Raw genomic sequence first — 17551 nt, forward strand, 5'->3', positions numbered from 1 at the left:
AGACCATGAACCGATTTGCATCCCGTGGCCTGCTGACCCTGTGCCTGTTGGCCGTCGGTATCCAGCAGGCCAGCGCCCACTCGGCGGACGAGCATGCCGGGCACACCGCACCGGCCGCCAACAGCCAGGAGCACGCCCAGGTCAAGTTCGCCGATGTGCCACTGCTCGACCAGAACGGCAAGACCGTGCACCTGGAGCAGGATCTGGTGCACAACAAGATCGTCGTCATGAGTTTCATCTACACCAGTTGCACCACGGTCTGCCCGGTGGTCTCGTCGATCATGGGCAAAGTACAGAAACAGCTCGGTGCCCGGGTCGGCGCGGAAGTGCAGCTGGTGTCGATCAGCATCGACCCGCAGCGCGACGACCCGAAACGCTTGCAGGATTACGCCCGCACCTTCCAGAAAGGCCCGGGCTGGAGCTGGCTCACCGGTTCGCCGCAATCGATCACCGCCACCCTCAAGGGCCTCGGCAGTTTCAGCGGCGACTTCAAGAATCACCAGCCGCTGATCCTCGTCGGTGACGGCAACAGCCGCCATTGGACGCGCTACTACGGCTTCACCGACCCGGCATTGCTGGCCAAGGAAGTCGAAAAACTCAGCGGCCTGCGCACCCACGCCAAACACACCGCGATTGCCATGGAGCAACAACCATGAGAACCCTGGACTGGATCACCCTGACGGTTTGTTTCTGGATTTTCAGCGCCATGGCCCTGGCTCACGAAGGCCACGAACAACCGGCACCGGCAACGACAACGACCAGCGCTGCGCCCGCACCGGCCAAAGGCACCCACGACGCGAAAACCTGGTTCACCGACACCCCGTTGCTCGACCAGCACGGCGACGTCCAGCGTTTCTACAGCGATGCGCTGCACAACCGCGTGGTGCTGCTCAACGTGATCTTCACCAGTTGCAATGACGCCTGCCCGCTGATCACCCGCAAGCTCAAGGAAGTCCGCGAGCTGCTGGGCGACAAGGCCGACGGCATCACCTTCATTTCCCTTACCAGTGATCCGCTGCGCGATACGCCGGCGGTGCTCAAGGCTTACACCTTGAAGCAGGGTGCCGATGACCCTCACTGGCTTTTCCTTACCGGCGACAAGGCGCAGATGGACCTGGTACTGGGCCGCATCGGGCAGATCGTGCCGACGCCCGAGCAGCACTCGACCCAGTTGATCGTCGGCGATGTGGCCAACAAACGCTGGAGCAAAATCCGTCCCGACGCCCCGGCCGCCGCCATTGCCCAGCGCTTGCAGCTGCTGACAATGCCTGTGGCCGGCCGCTGAGTCCGCGTCATGAACCTCGGCCGCGTCCTCGCCCTGATCCTGCTCGCTGGCGTCAGCCTCGGCGCGGCCGCGTTGCCGCTGACCGATGAAGAAAGCGCCGGCAAGCGCCTGTACCGTGAAGGCCTGTCCGCCAGCGGCGAGCCGATCATGGCGCGGGTCGGCGCGGCGGACGTGTTGCTGCCAGCCACTAGCCTGCCGTGCGCCAACTGCCACGGCGCCGATGGCCTCGGCCGGCCCGAAGGCGGGGTGCGTCCGCCGGAGCTCAACTGGTCGCGGCTGACCAGCATCCATGGGCAGCAACAGGTCAATGGCCGCAACTATCCGGCCTACACCGACAGCAGTCTGGCGCGGGTGATTCAGCAGGGCCGCGACCCCGGCAACAATCGCCTCGACCCGAGCATGCCGCGCTTCCTGCTGTCGATGAAGGATCAGCGCAACCTCACCGCGTACCTCAAGCGTCTGGCCGATGACCGCGATCCGGGGCTCGATGACCAGACCTTGCACCTGGGCACCTTGCTGCCCAGCCAGGGGCCGCTGGCCGAGGAGGGCGCCACCATCGCGGCGGTGCTCAACGGCAGCGTGGCACGGATCAATCAGGCCGGCGGCATTCACGGTCGGCAGTTGCGCCTGACCGTGGCCGATCCCGGCCCGGATCGCGCCAGTGCCGAACAGGCCCTGCAACGGCTGATCGAGGAAGAGAAAGTCTTTGCCCTGATCGCACCGCTGGCCCCGGCGCTGGACAGCGAACTGGCGCCGCGTCTGGAGCAGTCCGGCGTGCCGCTGATCGGGGCCATGTCGTTGCTCGGCCCGGTGCAGGCCAGCCCGCAGATTTTCGAACCGCTGCCGGGGCTGCGCGAGCAACTGATCGCGCTGGCCGATTACGCCACCGCCAGTTTGAGAGTGCTGCAAGGGCCGACGCTGATTGCCTATCCCGATGACCCGGCGCAAGTGCTGGCGGCGCAGACCCTCGGCCGCTATCTGCAGGATCACGGCTGGCAAAAAGTCCATTTGCAGGCCTACGACCCGGCGGCGGATAGCTTGCCCCTGGGCTCGCGCTCGGTGTTCTACCTGGGCAGCGGCGGTGGTTTCAGTCGGCTGGCGACCGGGTTGCAGAATGCCGGGCAGGTGCCGTACCTGTTTGCCGCGTCGAGCCAGGTGGCGGGGGATCTGCTGCAAGTGCCGGAGGGTTTTTCCCGGCGGGTGTTTCTGGCGTATCCGTTCGTGCCCAGCGACTGGACCCAGGCCGGGCGCATGGCGCTGACGCTGTTGCGCGAGCATCAAGGCCTTGGTGCCCAGCACGCGGTGCTGCAAGTCGGCGCCTACGCCTCGATGCTGTTGTTCAGCGAGGGCATGAAGCAGGCCGGCCGCGACGCCAGCCGCGAAAAACTGGTGGCGGCGCTCGAAGGCCTGCACGACTTCGACACCGGCCTGACCCCGCGCCTGAGCTTCGGTCCCGGCCGACGATTGGGCCTGAGCGGGGCGCACGTGGTCACCGTTGACTTGCCCGACCAGCGTTTTTATCTGGTCGCTCCCTACAAACCGATTATTGCCACGCCCTGACCGGAGGCCCTGATCATGAAGCTCAAAACCCTGTGTTTGCTGCTGACATGCTGGTTGCCGGTGGCGCTGGCGAACAATGAACCGGTGGCCGCCCGGGTCAACGGCGAGGCGATTTCCGAGTTTCGCCTGGAACGCTTTTTCGCCGAGTACCTGGAAGATCAGGGCCGCGCCGTGGCGAGCATCCGCAATCCCAAGGCCTATAAACAACTGCGTCAGGCCGCGCTGGACACGCTGATCGACAAGGAACTGCTCTGGCAGGAATCGCGCAAGCGCGGGGTGAAGATCGATGCGCAAGCCGTGCGCGAACAGGTCGAACAGACCCGCACCGCCATCGGCGGCACCGATAAATTCCTCCAGCGTTTGCAGGACGCCGGCTTCGACGAAGCCTCGTTCACCGAGTACACCCACCGCGAACTGGCGGCGCAGCGGATGTTCGCCGAGTTGACCAAAGTCCAGGCCCCGGACGAGCAAACGGTGCGGGCGTTTTTTGAGGAACACCGCGCTGAAATGGGCGCGCCTGAGCAGGTGCAGGCCCGGCACATTCTGATCAAGGTTGCCGGCGATGCCGATGCCACCACGGTTGAAACGGCACGACTACGCTTGATGCAGATGCATGCAGCTATCGCAGGGGGGCAAACCTTTGCTAGCGTCGCTCAATCGGGATCGGAAGATGTCACCGCCAGCCAGGGCGGGGACCTGGGGTATTTCGCCCGTGGGCAAATGGTGCCGGCCTTTGAAGCGGCGGCGTTTGCCCTCAAGCCTGGCGAAGTCAGCACGGCGGTGCGCACACCGTTCGGCTGGCATTTGATTTTTGTCGAGAACCACAAGGAGGCGGCCGATGTCCCAGAGGAGCAAGGGCTGGAATCAGTCAGGGCGTACCTCGCCCGACAGCAACAGACCCAGGCTCGTCGTCAGGTGCTCGCGCAATTACGGGCAGAGAACAGGATCGAACGAATTGACGACGACTGAAGGTTCCCCCCCAATAGTGGGGAATGGCTTCGATGCCCATTCAGGTGCTTCCCCGTTTCTGGGGAACGGGGTACCGGGACGAGCGGGCATTTCCATTCAATTCAAGGACATGAAGACAAAAAATTACCGGCACTCAGCCTGGCATGAAGTGTGCGTTACCTCTTGTGAGGCGCACTCCAGCAGGCTCCGCTTTCGGGATCTGTAGCTGCAAGGAGTTCACCTTGGTTAACAAAGTACTGGTTGTCGAAGACGAACAGCTGCTTGCACAGAACCTTCAGGATTATCTGTCGGCGCAAGGGCTGGAAGTCCGGATTGCACATGACGGCGCAGACGGAATCGGCCAGGCCGAGACTTTCGCCCCCGACGTGCTGGTGTTCGATTACCGCTTGCCCGATATGGAAGGGTTCGAGGTGCTCGACGCGGTTCGCCAGAACAGGACGTGTCATTTCGTGCTGATAACGGGTCACCCGACCGCTGAAGTCTGTGAGCGGGCGCGGCAACTGGGGGTCAGTCACATCCTGTTCAAACCGTTTCCTTTGGCGGAACTTGCCCGAGCTGTCTGCGACCTTCTGGGGATCCAGCGCGAAGCGAAACCCGGTGCGAGCCCATCCGAAGGCTTCGTCGAACGACGCCAGAGCAGGACCGAGAGCTTCCCGTTGCAGTTGTACGATGGCAGTTGGGTGCTGGCGGACCGCCGACGAAACAGGTCGGAGGCCATGGCACCGGACGACGATCAAATGCTCACCGGGGAGTAATGGCGCGATAGACGTTCCGGCACTCGCCGAATTCGCCTCCCGCGCCGTCAGGGCCTCAAGCCCCGGGTGTTGGAGAGCAAGCCATGGATCGTCTGTCCGTTGTCGTCGAACCGCTGTCGGTCAACCCTCCACAGGAGGCACAGACCCCGCCACGCTTTTCCAGTGAGCAACTGGCCCAGGCCCGGGCACGGGCCACCACTTCCGGAGAACGGGTGCTCGATGCACTGGCCGTACTCTGCGAACTGGCGCCGATGCCGTTCATTGCCAGCCTCGGCGCCACCCTGCATTACCCGGTGCTCGACACCGACACGCTGTTTCTGGCGACCCCGGTGTTCGACCGGGTCACCCTCGCGCAATGCCTCAAACGTGAATTCATCCTGCTGCGCCACAACGACGAAGTCATCGGTGTGTTCGCCGACCCCTTCGACCCGTCGCGCCTGGCCTGGATCGACGAATGCCTGCACGGCGCGCCGCTGTACCTGGTGCACGCCGATGACCTCAAGGCTTATCTGGCCCGCCACGAAGAAAGCTTCCACGCGGTGGAATCGCTCAACGCCCAGGCCGATGCCGGCAGCGAGACCGATACCCTGCAAAGCCTGTCGCTGACCAGCATCAGCGAAGACTCGAGCGTGGTGGTGAAACTGGTCAACTCGACCCTGTACGACGCGCTGAAAATGCACGCCAGCGACATCCACCTCGGCACCACCGGCCAGGGCCTGGTGATCAAGTACCGGATCGACGGCGTGCTGAACAACATCGGCAAGATCCAGGGCAGCGAATTCGCCGAGCAGGTGATCTCGCGGGTCAAGGTCATGGCCGAACTGGACATCGGCGAAAAACGCGTGCCCCAGGACGGTCGCTTCAAGATCGGCATCAGCGGCCGGCAGATCGACTTCCGGGTGTCGATCATGCCGAGCATCTTCGGCGAAGACGCGGTGCTGCGGGTGCTCGACAAACAGGACCTGGCCGACAAGGTCTGCGGCGTGCAACTGCAAGCGCTGGGCTTTGAAGACGAAACCCTGCGCCAACTGCGCCGCCTGGCCGCCGAACCCTACGGCATGGTGCTGGTGACCGGCCCCACCGGCAGCGGCAAGACCACCACGCTGTACGCGATGATCACCGAGATCAACCACGGCGTGGACAAGATCATCACCATCGAAGACCCGGTGGAATATCAGTTGCCCGGTGTGCTGCAAATCCCGGTCAACGAGAAAAAAGGCCTGACCTTCGCCCGGGGCCTGCGTTCGATCCTGCGTCACGACCCGGACAAGATCATGGTCGGCGAGATCCGCGACCCGGACACCGCGCAGATCGCCGTGCAATCGGCACTCACCGGTCACCTCGTCTTCACCACCATTCACGCCAACAACGTGTTCGACGTGATCGGCCGTTTCACCCAAATGGAAATCGACCCCTACAGCCTGGTCTCGGCGCTCAACGCGATTCTCGCCCAGCGCCTGATCCGGCTGGTGTGCAGCAGTTGCAGCACGCCGGTCAACCCGAGCGATGAAGAGCTGCGCGCCTCGGGCCTCGACCCACAGAAAGTCGATCACTACCACTTCGTCCACGGCAAGGGCTGCGGCCACTGCCGGGGCAGCGGCTATCGCGGGCGCACGGCGATTGCCGAGCTGCTGCACCTGGACGACGAACTGCGGCAGATGATCGTCGAGCGCCAACCCATCACCCAGATCAAAGCCCTGGCCTGCGCCCGTGGTTTGCGCCTGTTGCGCGAATCGGCGCTGGAGCTGGTGGAGCACGGTCGGACCACGCTGGAGGAGATCAATCGTGTCACTTTTATCGCGTGATCAATTTATCGCCGTGCTCGGCGCCAGCGGTGTCGGCCTCGGCCAGCGCCGGGGCAGCGACACCCTGTGGCTGGGCAGCGTCGGCTACATCGACGAAGGCTTCCAGAGCTACGCGGTGGCGCTGGACACCCTCGACCGCCTGCTCGGCGAACACACCCGCGCCGGTGCCGAACTGAGCGTGGTGATCTCCGGCCACTTCAGCCGCTTCTGCCTGGTGCCGTGGAGCGAGCAGATCAGCAGCCCTGACGAACTGCGCGGCTTCGCCCAACTGTGCTTCGAAGACCTGTTTGGCGCACCGACCCAACCGTGGAGCCTGGTGTTGTCGGCCGAGCCCGCCGGGTATGACCGGATCGCCAGTGCCTTGCCGCAGGACTTGCTGGAACGCCTGCGCACGCTGGTCACGGGGCGCGGCCTGCGCCTGCGTTCGGTGCAGCCGTACCTGATGACCGCGTTCAACCGCTTCGACAAAAGCCTCGACGCCGGCGACTTCCTGTTCATCGTCGCCGAACCGCAACGCAGCGTGTTGCTGCTGGCGCGCGAAGGGCGCTGGTCGTCGGTGCGCTCGGTGGGCGGCAGCGACAGCGACGCGGCACTCAGCGCGCTGATCGGTCGCGAACGGCAACTGCAAGCCTCCACCAGCGAGCGGGCTTTCAACGTTTATCTGCACGCCCCGGCGCGCCTCGATGCGCAGCCGGATTTGACGGGGGTGCACCTGCGCACCCTCGAAGACGACTCGATGACCGTGCGTGACGCCTTGTACGTCATGTCCCGGGCGGTGGCCTGACATGCGCGCCTTGAACCTCGACTTCCAGCCTCGTCCGCGTTCCGGCCCGTTGGGCTGGAGCCTGCTCGGCGGCGGTGTGTTGCTCGCGCTGGTGTGCTTCGGCGTGCAGCAGCACCTCGACGATCAGGCCGAACAACAGCAGGGTCACTTGCAGCACACCCAGCGTCAGCTCACCGGCGACAGCGGCGCCAAGACAACGCTGAGCCCGGCGGAAACCCGCGAGCAGGCGCAGAACCTCGCCGAAATGCGCAAGGTCTCGCAGCAACTGCGCCGGCCCTGGGAACGCCTGTTCGCCATGCTCGAAGCCATGCCGCGCGACGACATCGCCTTGCTGACCCTGACCCCGGATGCCCGCAAGGGCCAGGTGCGGATCAGCGCCGAAGCGCGGGATCTGCAAGCGATGCTGGATTTCCACAAACGGCTGGAGGCCAGTGACGAGCTGTCCGACGTGTCGCTGCTGAGCCACGAAATCGTCGTCAAATCGCCGGAGCAACCGGTGCAATTCAACCTGTCGGCGACCTGGGAGATAGGCGATGCGAATCCCTAGACTGATCATTCACGAATACCTGCAAGGCCTCGGCGTTCCGGGCCTGGCCGGTCTGGCGCTGCTGCTGGTCACGCTGGCCTGGGCACTCGGCGGTTTGCTGCCGGGCTGGCAGTCGCTGCAACAGCTCAGCCAGCAAACCCAGGAAGCCACCGAATACCTGGCCAAAGTCGAAGACGGCAGCATCGCGCCGCCGGTGGTGCCACAACGTCAGCTGGATGATTTTCGCAACAAGCTGCCGGCCCAGCCGCAAGCCACCGTCGCCATCGACCGCATCTACGCCCTGGCCGCCCAGGAACACATCACCCTGGCGCGCGGCGAATACGCCCTCGGCGTCGATCCCAAGACCCATCTGGCGCGCTACCAGATTCTGTTGCCGGTGCGTGGCAGCTACCCGCAACTGCGCCGCTTCCTCCATGCCTTGCTCGGCCAGTTGCCGGCGGTGGTGGTGGAAGACGTCGAGTTTCAACGCAAGAAGATTGCCGACACCGACCTCAGCGGCCGGATCCGTATGACCCTCTACCTGTCGAGGTCGTGATGGACACCAAACGCATAACCGGCTGGGTGGCGTTCTTCGGCGTGGCGGCGGCGCTGGCCTGGTTGCCGGAATATTTCTCGCCGAGCGACGACGCGGATTCGACCGAAGTCGCCGTGGCCAGCCCGGCAAAAGCCAGCGCCCGTGGCGCCTTGCCCGCCAGCAGTGCCAAGGCGAATGCGTCGCCGATCAAGGACCTGAGCCCGGCCGGCGACCTGTTTGCGAGCAAATCCTGGAAGGCCGCGCCGACCCTGGCGACGGTTACCGAACAAGCGATCAACCCGACCCCGGTGGTGCAAGCCCCGAGCCTGCCACCGGTGCCGTTCCAGTTCGTCGGCAGGCTGCATGACCGCAGCGACCTGCAGGTGTTCTTGCAGGACGGCGAGAAAATTTACGTCGTGCGCAGCGGGGATGTGATCGACGACACCTGGAAGATTGCGGCGATTTCCGATGTGGAACTGAGCCTGGTCTACCTGCCTTTGCATTTGTCGCAGACCTTGTCTGTGGGGAGTACGCAATGAACAGATCCCGTTTGCTGATGAGCCTCGGCCTGTGTGCCGGGCTGGCCGCGTGCAGTTCCGCGCAGGTCGCCAACAAGGAAGCCGCCGACCTGATCGATCAGGGGCAGTACGAGGCGGGCCTGGCCCGGATCGAGGAAGGCTTGCGGGAAAATCCGCGCGACACCGAGCTGCACCTGCTGCTCAACAGCGGTCGCGCCAAAGCCATCACCGCGCTGCTGACCTCCGGTGACACCGACCGCGCCCGCCGCGATTTCGCTTCGGCCCGCACCGCCTACAGCCGGGTGCTGACCATCGAGCCGAACAACCGCCGCGCCCAGGATGCCCTGCGCCAGCTCGACTACCTGCGCAGCATGGACGAGAAACTCGAACTGGCCCGTGGCGACCTGCGCCGGGGCGACATCTACGGCGCCGACCGTCAGGTCAAACAGATCCTCGAACTCGACCCGAAAAACGACGGCGCGCTGGAACTGCAAGGCAACATCCGTTTGGTGCAGAGCCGCAACGTGATCCAGTACCCGCAACTGCGCACCCGGCTTGATCGCCCGGTGACCCTGGAATTTCGCGACGCCAACCTCAAGACCATCTTCGAAGTGCTGTCGCAGGTCGCCGGCCTGAATTTCATCTTCGACAAGGACCTGCGTCCGGACATGAAAGCCACGATCTTCGTGCGTGACGTGCGCATTGAAGACGCCGTGCAACTGTTGCTGCAACAGAACCAGCTGCACCAGAAAGTGGTGAACGAAAACACCTTGCTGATCTTTCCGGACTCGCCGCAGAAGCTGAAGGATTACCAAGAGCTGGTGATGCGCACCTTCTACCTGACCAGCATCGACGCCAACACCGCGCTGAACATGATCAAGACCATGCTCAAGACCCGCGACGTGTTCGTCGACGAGCGCCTGAACACCCTGACCATGCGCGACACCGAAGACGCCGTGCGCATGGCCGAGAAACTCCTGCAATCGCAAGACCAGTCCAACCCCGAAGTGGTGCTGGAAGTGGAAGTGATGGAAGTCGCCACCCAGCGCATTCTCGACCTCGGCCTGCAATGGCCGAACACCTTCGGTGTGGTCAACAGCGACGGTTCGGCGGTGACCATTCTCGATCAACTGAAAGGCATCAACTCCAGCCGGATTTCGATCTCGCCGTCGCCGCAAGCCAAGATCAACGCACAGGACAACGACATCAACACCCTGGCCAGCCCGGTGATCCGCGTCAGCAACCGCGAACAGGCGCGCATCCACATCGGCCAGCGGGTGCCGATCATCAGCGCCACCTCGGTGCCTTCGACTCAAGGCCCGGTGATCACTGAAAGCGTCACCTACCTCGACGTCGGTCTGAAGCTCGAAGTGCAACCGACCGTGCACCTGAACAACGAAGTGGCGATCAAGATCGCTCTGGAAGTGAGTAACGCCACGCCGCTGGAGCCGACCCGCCAAGGGACGATTCCGGTGCAGGTCGATACCCGCAACGCCCAGACCTCGCTGCGTCTGCATGACGGCGAAACCCAGATCCTCGCCGGCCTGATGCGCAACGACCATGGCGCCACCGGCAACAAGATTCCGGGCCTCGGCGACATTCCGGGTCTGGGCCGGCTGTTCGGCAGCAACAAGGACACCATCGGCAAATCGGAGTTGGTGCTCTCGATCACTCCACGGATCGTGCGCAACCTGCCGTACCAAAGCCCGTCGGACATGGAATTCCCGACCGGCACTGAAACCAGCATGCACATCCAGGCACCGGACCGTTCGCAGAACTACACCATGCCAGCGCCTGCCGCGCAGCCTCGTGCAGTCGGTGAAGCGGCCGTGGCAACCACTCACGTCACCGTCGAGAAGCCTTGATCATGAACGCCTCCCAGCGCGGTTTTACCTTGATCGAAGTCGTGGTGACGCTGGCCCTGATCGGCCTGCTGGCCGGCATGGCCGCGCCACTGACCGAGACCCTGGTACGGCGTGGCAAGGAGCAGGAACTGCGCACCGCGCTGTATCAGATTCGCGATGGCATCGACGCCTACAAGCGTGCCTTCGATGCCGGCTACATCGAGAAATCCCTGAACAGCAGCGGCTATCCGCCGAACCTGAAAGTGCTGGTCGAAGGCGTGCGCGACGTGCGCAGTGCCAAGGGTGCGAAGTTCTACTTTCTGCGCCGGATACCGCGGGATCCGCTGGTGCCGGCCAAACGTGACGACAACGGCGGTTGGGGCCTGCGGGCCTACAACAGTTCGGCCCAGAACCCGCGCGATGGCGAGGACGTGTTCGACGTCTACTCCCACGCCCGGGGCAAGGGCCTCAACGGCATCGCGTACCGCGAGTGGTGATTCTCATGCGCCGGGAAAAGGGTTTTACCTTGCTCGAGCTGATGGTGGTGATGGCGATCATCGCAACCCTGATGACCATCGCCTTGCCACGCTACTTCAACAGCCTCGAGGCCTCGAAAGAGACCACGTTGCACCAGAGTCTGTCGGCCATGCGCGAGGCGCTGGATCACTATTACGGCGACACCGGGCGCTACCCCGATTCCATCGAACAACTGGTGGAAACCCGCTACCTGCGCAATGCGCCGCTGGACCCGATCACCGAACGCAATGACCAATGGGTGCTGATCGCGCCGCCGGACGGTGTGGCGGGCGGCGTTGCCGACATCAAGAGCGGAGCTACCGGGAGGGCGCGTGATGGCAGCCAGTATTCCGAGTGGTAAGCACGTGGAGCAGGGTGGGTTCACCTACCTGGGCGTGCTGTTCCTGATCGTGATCATGGGCATGGGCCTGGCCAGTGCCGGCGAGCTGTGGTCGACCGTGTCGCGCCGCGATCGCGAGAAGCAACTGCTGTGGGTCGGCACCCAGTACGCCCAGGCGCTGCGCAGCTACTACCGCAGTTCGCCGGGCCTGGCGCAGTACCCGAAAGAGCTGGTCGACCTGCTGCAGGACGAACGTTTTCCGGAAGCCCGGCACCATCTGCGTCAGCTCTATCCGGACCCGATCGGCGGCGGTGAATGGGCACTGCAACGGGGTTTCGACGGGCGCATCACCGGCATCAACAGTGCCTCCACCGAGGTGCCGTTGAAGCAGGCGGACTTCCCGTCGCAGTGGTCGGATTTCGAAGGCATGCAGCGTTATTCGGACTGGCAGTTTGTGGCCGAGAAAGCCTTTCTCGATGGCACCGGCCCTGGCAACGGGTCACCGGTCAAAGGCCAGTCGGCTCTGCCGCAGGCGTTGCAGCCATGAGCCGCCACGTGTGGTGTGCGTTGATCCTCGCGGCCGTGGCGTCTTTCGCCGGCGCCAGCGAGGAAGACGAAATGATGGGCTTCATCGTCGACGACACGATCTCGCACATCGGCCACGACTTTTACTACTCGTTCAGCGAGCGCCTGCGCGACACCAGCCGCATGGATTTCAACCTGGTGGTGCGCGAGCGCCCCGACGCACGCTGGGGGAGCCTGGTGACCGTCGAATATCAACAACGCCTGGTGTATCGGCGCTTCCTGCCGCCGAACACCGTGGAACTGAAGGACGAGGCCTACGAGGCCGCCGACTCGGTTCGACTGGAGGTCGTCCGGCGCAAGCTGGAAGCCTTGTTGCAGGACACCACCGACCTTGAGAAGGACGAACTATGAACACGACAACGTTCTCACGGCGCAGCGGATTCTGGATCTCGGGGTTGTTGATCGGGCTTGCCAGCGCCGCTGCCGTCCAGGCCACCGAACTGGTCTACACGCCGGTCAACCCGTCGTTCGGCGGCAACCCGCTCAACGGCACCTGGCTGCTCAACAACGCCCAGGCGCAAAACGATTACGACGATCCAGACCTCAAGAAACGTACGACTGTGGCCGGCACTTCGGCGCTCGAACGTTTCACCAGTCAATTGCAGTCGCGGTTGCTAGGGCAACTGCTGGACAACATCTCCACCGGCAACACGGGGAGCCTGTCCACCGACGCTTTTATCGTCAACGTTGTCGACGACTCGGGGGCACTCACGATTGAAGTGACCGACCGAGCGAGCGGCGAAGTTTCCGAAATTCAGGTGAACGGCCTCAACCCATGACGGGATGACGGTTCCGGGGAGTGATGGACATGAAAAAAATAATAGCGCTAGGGCTGATGTTGGCAGCATTACAAGGGTGCAGTCTGCGCGAGCCGATGCCGGCCGAGCAGGACACCGATACCCCGACCCTGACCCCCAGGGCCTCGACCTACTACGACTTGCTGAAAATGCCGCGACCCAAGGGCCGGCTGATGGCGGTGGTGTACGGCTTCCGTGACCAGACCGGGCAGTACAAACCTACGCCGGCGAGTTCGTTTTCCACCAGCGTTACCCAGGGCGCGGCGTCGATGTTGATGGACGCGATGCAGGCCAGCGGCTGGTTTGTGGTGCTCGAACGTGAGGGGCTGCAGAACCTGCTGACTGAACGCAAGATCATTCGTGCCTCTCAGAAGAAGCCGAATACGCCGGTGAACATTCAGGGTGAGCTGCCACCGTTGCAGGCGGCGAACATGATGCTCGAGGGCGGGATCATCGCTTATGACACCAACGTGCGCAGCGGTGGGGAAGGGGCGCGGTATCTGGGGATTGATCTGTCCCGTGAGTATCGGGTTGACCAGGTGACTGTGAATTTGCGGGCGGTGGATGTGCGTAGCGGGCAGGTGTTGGCGAATGTGATGACCAGCAAGACGATTTATTCGGTGGCGCGCAGTGCGGGGATTTTCAAGTTTATCGAGTTCAAGAAGTTGCTTGAGGCTGAGGTCGGGTATACGACTAATGAGCCGGCGCAGTTGTGTGTGTTGTCGGCGATTGAGGCGGCGGTGGGGCATATGGTGGCGCAGGGGATTGAGCGGCGGTTGTGGCAGGTGGCCGGGGATAGTTCTACGCCTTCGCAGGATGATGTTTTGAATCGGTATTTGACTCAGAACAAGATTGACCCGGATGCCGAGTGAGCGTGGCGGCCTTCGGGCCGACCAGGTTCTTGTTGGGTTGGGTGAATATCCGTTTCTTCGGGTGTTGCCGCTGGCGGTTCCGCTCTTACAGCGGCTCACTTTTTCAAACGCCAAAAAGTAAGCAAAAGGCTTGGCCCCGGCGTTCGGCCCCTCGCTGGGGCTCGGGGTTCCTTCGCTCCGGGATTCATCCGGGGGCATCGCCTCCGGTTTGCTTCGCTGCACCTCCTCTCGATGCATGCGGCTTCGCCGCACGGTCGCTGCGCTCCCACCCCCGGATGAATCCCTCCACTCCGCCTTCCGAAGGGGCCAGCACGTCAAAAGCTTTACTCGAGCTAACGCTCATCGTGTTGAGTGGTGAGAAGCAAAAAGCGAAAAGCGAAAAGCGAAAAGCGAAAAACAGAAAGCGGAAAACAGAAAGCGGAAAACAGAAAGCGGAAAACAGAAAGCCAAAAGCAGAAAGCGGATTGCTTTTGCTTTGATCGTTCCCACGCTCCGCGTGGGAATGCAGCCCGGGACGCTCCGCGTCCCATTCTTGAATGTTTAAAAGTTGTGTCTGTTTCAGCGATCCTTCCCACAAGGTTTTCAGGTTGTCCGTCGGAAGCGCGGGCTCTAGCCTGTTTCGGTCGCTGCCAATTCAGCGATCGGGTCTGGAAACCCGGATGTGTGAGAAAGCGAAATCGCTTTTCATAACGTATGCTTGCGCACCTTCATTGTGTGCACGCTGTTATGGCGGCTGTGCGCGGGAGACATTTATGTCTGCCGGGTCGCGTTCTCCCCGGATTTCCAGCCCGCGTACAGCTGCCACCCATTCTTCCTGGAAGTCGATTGGGCTGGCTGCGACCATCAATGAGGACGAAATGACCATGAAAAAACCAACACCCAACCCACCCGAAACCCAAGCCAACCCCGAAACCGACCCAACCTCCCCATACACCTCCACCCACTCCAAAAAACTCCACGAAGCCGCCGAACGCGCGCTCGATCATTACCTCTGCCCCGGCGCCCACATCATGGGCAGCGTCAACGAACCCGCCCCGATGTACCTCGCCAACCCGGTCTACAACACCGAATCCCTGCTCGCCAACGCCAGCGAATCCCTGGGCTCGGCCAGCGAAATGCTCAACAACTTCGCCGCCACCCTCGACCCCGCCCACCGCAAAACCGCCCTGGGCATCGCCCAGATCCTCATGCTGGGTGAACTGGCCGTAAATCAGGCCTTGGATCACGTCGAACTGAAGGACTGATCCAGCACATCCCCAATAAAAAACGCGACCCGGCAATGGGTCGCGTTTTTCACATTCAAACTGGAGTCACCATGGATCCCCTGATCTCCAAAATCGTTTCAGACTTCGAAAGCGAAGAGCAGGCCGCCAGCTACGACCGCTGGTTGATTGCCAAAATACAGGCTTCAATCGATGACCCACGACCCAGCATTCCGAATGAACAGGTGATGGCTGAAATGTCGGCCCTGATGGAGGACAAGCGAAGAAAGCATGAGGCTAGGTAAGTGCTTTGCGTTGCAGACGGCAAGAAGGCTCGAGACGCTATAAATCGCATGTTTCATCTCAATTAGCTGAGTACTGAGATACAAAAAAACCGTACCTCCATGGGAAGCACGGTTTTGGGTGTTGAGACGAGGACGCGATCTTAACTGGGGTCGCGTCGAGGGTATTCCTGACGCGCATGCAAGATGCTCACAATCTCAATTCGGTCCGCCACTTGATAAACGACGAGATAGTTCGGGCTTACCACAATCTCCCGAGTGCCGGGAGAGCGACCTTTGCGATAAAGGTGTGGATGCCAAGGAAGCGCAGATGTAGTTTTTACGACTGACTTGTGAAGTGCTGTCGCCGCTACAAAATTTCGCTCGCCAATGTACTTCAGTATTTTCGAGAGTTCGACCCGAGCCTTGGGTCGCCACTTAATCTGCATCCGCGCTTTTGCGCATTGATTCCATCAAGGCGTTTATTTCCGCCATCACTTGCTCATGGGGAATACTCGGACGCGGATCATCGAGAGAGGCCTGTACTTCGGCCCGAAACCAACGGTCATAACTCGCAGCCTGCTCTTCAGGACCAAGATCCGAAACAACCGGGCACAGTGGGTCGATCAAAGACGGGTCGATCATGGAACCTCCGGGTTTGGTGCCGGGAAGTCTATTCGGTAACGGTATCGCTGTCGTCGCTGTCTGGATGAATTGCATGTTGGCCAAGCTCCATGGGGATCAAGTTGTCCCGGCAAATCCTAGAGCCTGCACTTCCGACGGCCAACCGCCAGAATTCGTCAGAAAACTCTCCGAATTTCTGAAAACGTTCCGTTTTCCGTAGGACGCCACTCAAGCGTCAGCGCAAAAAAAACCGCGACCCTCAGCAGGTCGCGGTTTTCCAACACCCAGCACTTACTGCTGTAAAACCGTCGCCTGGTTAGCCGACCCGAACTGTTGAATGGTCGCGGTCTGTGTCATCCCGCTCTGATCCACATTGGCAATGTTCCCGGTGCCCCCCTGGGTCACATACGCCACGTTCATGGTGTCAGCCTGTTTCACGGTGATCATGTTGTCGCTGCCATACAGCTGCGCGGTGTACGCCTGGTTACCGGTGCCGGATTGATCGAATTCGGCGCTGTTGCCCGAGCCGTTCGACGAGCCTTGAACCAGGTTGGTGGTGCCGCGCTGGTCGGCGATGAGGATGTTGTCGCTGCCGTTCTGATCGAAGTACAGCTCGTTGTAGGAATCCGCCTGGCTGACCGTGGTTTTGTTGCCCGTGCCGGTCTGGTTGGTGGTCATGATGTGGCCGACGCCGTCCTGGGTGAAGCTGGCGATGTTGCCGTTGCCGGCCTGATTGACCGTCGCTCGCTGGTTGCTGCCGAACTGGCCGCCGTGTTGCGGGCCTTTCCAGTTGCTGGCGTAGACCTTGTTGTCGTTGCCCACCGAGGTGGCGTTGAGGGTGTGGCTGTCGCCGTTCTGGTAGGTGAAGTGCACGTTGCCGTTGCCGACCTGGTAGAGCGCCAGGGTCGAGTTGACCGATTCGAACTGGTCGGCATAGATGGCGTTGGTGTTGCCGACCTGAGTGACGGCGGCGGTGTTGTTTTCGCCGAAGCTCTGGTCGACCACGGTTTCGTTGCTGTCGCCGTACTGGTTGACGGTGGCCTGGCTGGCCAGTTGCGAGTCTTGCCAGATTTCAGTGCCGTTGAGGTTGCCGAACTGGTTGATGGTGATGTTGCCGCCGGTGCCGTTGCGCTGGTCGCCGTAGGCGTAGTTGTTTTCGCCGGCCTGGTTGATGCCGATCTGGCCGCCGTTGTGCAGCACTTGTTCGGCGGTGCCGTAGTTGGCGGTGCCGTACTGGGTGATCACCGAGCTGTTGCCGGTGCCTTCGTACAGTTGCTCGATGTTGGCTTCGTTGCTGTCGCCGAACTGGAAGGTCTTGCCTTCGCTGCCGTTCTGCGAGTCTTGATAGACGAACGAGAAGTTGCCGGTGCCTTGCTGTTGTTGCAGGGCCTGGTTGCCGGCGCCAAAACCCAGGGACTGGCTGGCGTGGGTGGTGTTGAAGGCGCCGACCTGTTGCTGGGTGATGGTGCTGTTGTCTTCGTAAAGCTGTTCGGCGTAACCGGCGTTGTAGTCGCCGACCGCGTCCTGGGTGATGACGCTGGTGGCGGTGTCTTGCACGGCGGCGGCGTCGTTGCCCTGGCCCAGTTGGGTCTGGGTGGCGGTGCTGAACGGGGCCTGGGTCTGTTTGACGTTGGCGATGTTGGCGGTGCCGAGCTGGCTCTGGGTGGAAATGCTGTCGTCGGCCATGGCCTGGGCACTGATCATGACCAGGATGGCGGCGGTGAGGGGCGTCAGTTTGAACATGATGAACTCT

General features: G+C 62.2%; 23 protein-coding genes. 19 read left to right on the forward strand and 4 right to left on the reverse strand.

Features of this window, described 5'->3' with window-relative positions:
• Positions 1-5: 5 nt before the first annotated feature.
• From AC1Q9F_RS16815 to AC1Q9F_RS16895, 17 genes are all read left to right on the forward strand, one after another.
• Positions 6-656, forward strand: coding sequence for an SCO family protein (locus AC1Q9F_RS16815; RefSeq protein ID WP_007956112.1), 651 nt, complete (start codon positions 6-8; stop codon positions 654-656).
• The gene (locus AC1Q9F_RS16820) at positions 653-1285 is read left to right on the forward strand and encodes an SCO family protein (protein WP_115077255.1); all 633 of its coding nucleotides are present in this window, start codon (positions 653-655) and stop codon (positions 1283-1285) included. The genes AC1Q9F_RS16815 and AC1Q9F_RS16820 overlap by 4 nt, the downstream gene beginning before the upstream one ends.
• 9 nt (positions 1286-1294) lie before the next feature.
• On the forward strand, positions 1295-2845 hold the full coding sequence (locus AC1Q9F_RS16825) for an ABC transporter substrate-binding protein (RefSeq protein WP_492620381.1): 1551 nt from the start codon (positions 1295-1297) through the stop codon (positions 2843-2845).
• A 15-nt stretch (positions 2846-2860) separates the two neighbouring features.
• Complete coding sequence (locus tag AC1Q9F_RS16830; RefSeq protein ID WP_492620382.1) at positions 2861-3814, forward strand: peptidylprolyl isomerase; 954 nt, start codon at positions 2861-2863, stop codon at positions 3812-3814.
• A 221-nt stretch (positions 3815-4035) separates the two neighbouring features.
• Positions 4036-4569: a response regulator gene (locus AC1Q9F_RS16835; RefSeq protein WP_085607714.1), complete on the forward strand. Its 534-nt coding sequence runs from the start codon at positions 4036-4038 to the stop codon at positions 4567-4569.
• Positions 4570-4652: 83 nt separating this feature from the next.
• Positions 4653-6374 carry a GspE/PulE family protein gene (locus AC1Q9F_RS16840; RefSeq protein ID WP_492620383.1) on the forward strand — a complete coding sequence of 574 codons (1722 nt, stop codon included), beginning with the start codon at positions 4653-4655 and terminating at the stop codon, positions 6372-6374.
• Entirely contained in the window at positions 6355-7158 is an 804-nt protein-coding gene (locus AC1Q9F_RS16845; protein ID WP_492620384.1) for a hypothetical protein, read from the forward strand. Before AC1Q9F_RS16840 ends, AC1Q9F_RS16845 begins: the two co-directional genes overlap by 20 nt.
• Before the next feature lies 1 nt (position 7159).
• Positions 7160-7705 (forward strand): PilN domain-containing protein, encoded by a 546-nt coding sequence (locus tag AC1Q9F_RS16850; protein WP_492620385.1) that lies wholly within the window; start codon positions 7160-7162, stop codon positions 7703-7705.
• Positions 7692-8240 carry a GspMb/PilO family protein gene (locus AC1Q9F_RS16855; RefSeq protein WP_492620386.1) on the forward strand — a complete coding sequence of 183 codons (549 nt, stop codon included), beginning with the start codon at positions 7692-7694 and terminating at the stop codon, positions 8238-8240. Before AC1Q9F_RS16850 ends, AC1Q9F_RS16855 begins: the two co-directional genes overlap by 14 nt.
• A complete protein-coding gene (locus AC1Q9F_RS16860) occupies positions 8240-8758 on the forward strand; it encodes a hypothetical protein (protein ID WP_492620387.1) in 519 nt (172 codons plus the stop codon). The genes AC1Q9F_RS16855 and AC1Q9F_RS16860 overlap by 1 nt, the downstream gene beginning before the upstream one ends.
• Positions 8755-10602, forward strand: a complete 1848-nt coding sequence (locus tag AC1Q9F_RS16865; protein WP_085607708.1) for a secretin GspD/PilQ domain-containing protein — start codon at positions 8755-8757, stop codon at positions 10600-10602. The genes AC1Q9F_RS16860 and AC1Q9F_RS16865 overlap by 4 nt, the downstream gene beginning before the upstream one ends.
• Before the next feature lie 2 nt (positions 10603-10604).
• The gene (locus tag AC1Q9F_RS16870; protein WP_007956136.1) at positions 10605-11078 is read left to right on the forward strand and encodes a type II secretion system protein; all 474 of its coding nucleotides are present in this window, start codon (positions 10605-10607) and stop codon (positions 11076-11078) included.
• A 5-nt stretch (positions 11079-11083) separates the two neighbouring features.
• On the forward strand, positions 11084-11458 hold the full coding sequence (locus AC1Q9F_RS16875) for a type II secretion system protein (protein WP_007956137.1): 375 nt from the start codon (positions 11084-11086) through the stop codon (positions 11456-11458).
• Positions 11433-11984 carry a type II secretion system protein gene (locus tag AC1Q9F_RS16880; protein WP_207985653.1) on the forward strand — a complete coding sequence of 184 codons (552 nt, stop codon included), beginning with the start codon at positions 11433-11435 and terminating at the stop codon, positions 11982-11984. The genes AC1Q9F_RS16875 and AC1Q9F_RS16880 overlap by 26 nt, the downstream gene beginning before the upstream one ends.
• The gene (gene csgE, locus AC1Q9F_RS16885) at positions 11981-12373 is read left to right on the forward strand and encodes a curli production assembly/transport protein CsgE (RefSeq protein WP_492620388.1); all 393 of its coding nucleotides are present in this window, start codon (positions 11981-11983) and stop codon (positions 12371-12373) included. Before AC1Q9F_RS16880 ends, csgE begins: the two co-directional genes overlap by 4 nt.
• The gene (locus tag AC1Q9F_RS16890) at positions 12370-12801 is read left to right on the forward strand and encodes a curli assembly protein CsgF (protein WP_179695646.1); all 432 of its coding nucleotides are present in this window, start codon (positions 12370-12372) and stop codon (positions 12799-12801) included. The genes csgE and AC1Q9F_RS16890 overlap by 4 nt, the downstream gene beginning before the upstream one ends.
• Positions 12802-12830: 29 nt before the next feature.
• Positions 12831-13691: a CsgG/HfaB family protein gene (locus AC1Q9F_RS16895; RefSeq protein ID WP_207985655.1), complete on the forward strand. Its 861-nt coding sequence runs from the start codon at positions 12831-12833 to the stop codon at positions 13689-13691.
• Between the two features lie 184 nt (positions 13692-13875).
• Here the strand turns inward: AC1Q9F_RS16895 and AC1Q9F_RS16900 are convergent, their stop codons facing one another.
• The gene (locus AC1Q9F_RS16900) at positions 13876-14268 is read right to left on the reverse strand and encodes a hypothetical protein (protein WP_492620389.1); all 393 of its coding nucleotides are present in this window, start codon (positions 14266-14268) and stop codon (positions 13876-13878) included.
• A gap of 286 nt (positions 14269-14554) precedes the next feature.
• Between AC1Q9F_RS16900 and AC1Q9F_RS16905 the strand changes: the two genes are divergently transcribed.
• Both AC1Q9F_RS16905 and relB (AC1Q9F_RS16910) read left to right on the forward strand, forming a co-directional pair.
• Entirely contained in the window at positions 14555-14935 is a 381-nt protein-coding gene (locus tag AC1Q9F_RS16905) for a DUF6124 family protein (protein WP_492620390.1), read from the forward strand.
• A gap of 71 nt (positions 14936-15006) precedes the next feature.
• Complete coding sequence (gene relB, locus AC1Q9F_RS16910; protein WP_492620391.1) at positions 15007-15198, forward strand: type II toxin-antitoxin system RelB family antitoxin; 192 nt, start codon at positions 15007-15009, stop codon at positions 15196-15198.
• 140 nt (positions 15199-15338) lie between these two features.
• Here the strand turns inward: relB (AC1Q9F_RS16910) and AC1Q9F_RS16915 are convergent, their stop codons facing one another.
• From AC1Q9F_RS16915 to AC1Q9F_RS16925, 3 genes are all read right to left on the reverse strand, one after another.
• The gene (locus AC1Q9F_RS16915; protein WP_080770598.1) at positions 15339-15623 is read right to left on the reverse strand and encodes a type II toxin-antitoxin system RelE/ParE family toxin; all 285 of its coding nucleotides are present in this window, start codon (positions 15621-15623) and stop codon (positions 15339-15341) included.
• Positions 15613-15819, reverse strand: coding sequence for a type II toxin-antitoxin system RelB family antitoxin (relB, locus tag AC1Q9F_RS16920; protein ID WP_103387228.1), 207 nt, complete (start codon positions 15817-15819; stop codon positions 15613-15615). The genes AC1Q9F_RS16915 and relB (AC1Q9F_RS16920) overlap by 11 nt, the downstream gene beginning before the upstream one ends.
• A gap of 270 nt (positions 15820-16089) precedes the next feature.
• On the reverse strand, positions 16090-17541 hold the full coding sequence (locus AC1Q9F_RS16925; protein WP_492620392.1) for a curlin: 1452 nt from the start codon (positions 17539-17541) through the stop codon (positions 16090-16092).
• Positions 17542-17551 lie beyond the last annotated feature (10 nt).

The sequence above is a fragment of the Pseudomonas sp. GW823-FHT04A03 genome, from assembly GCF_058796615.1.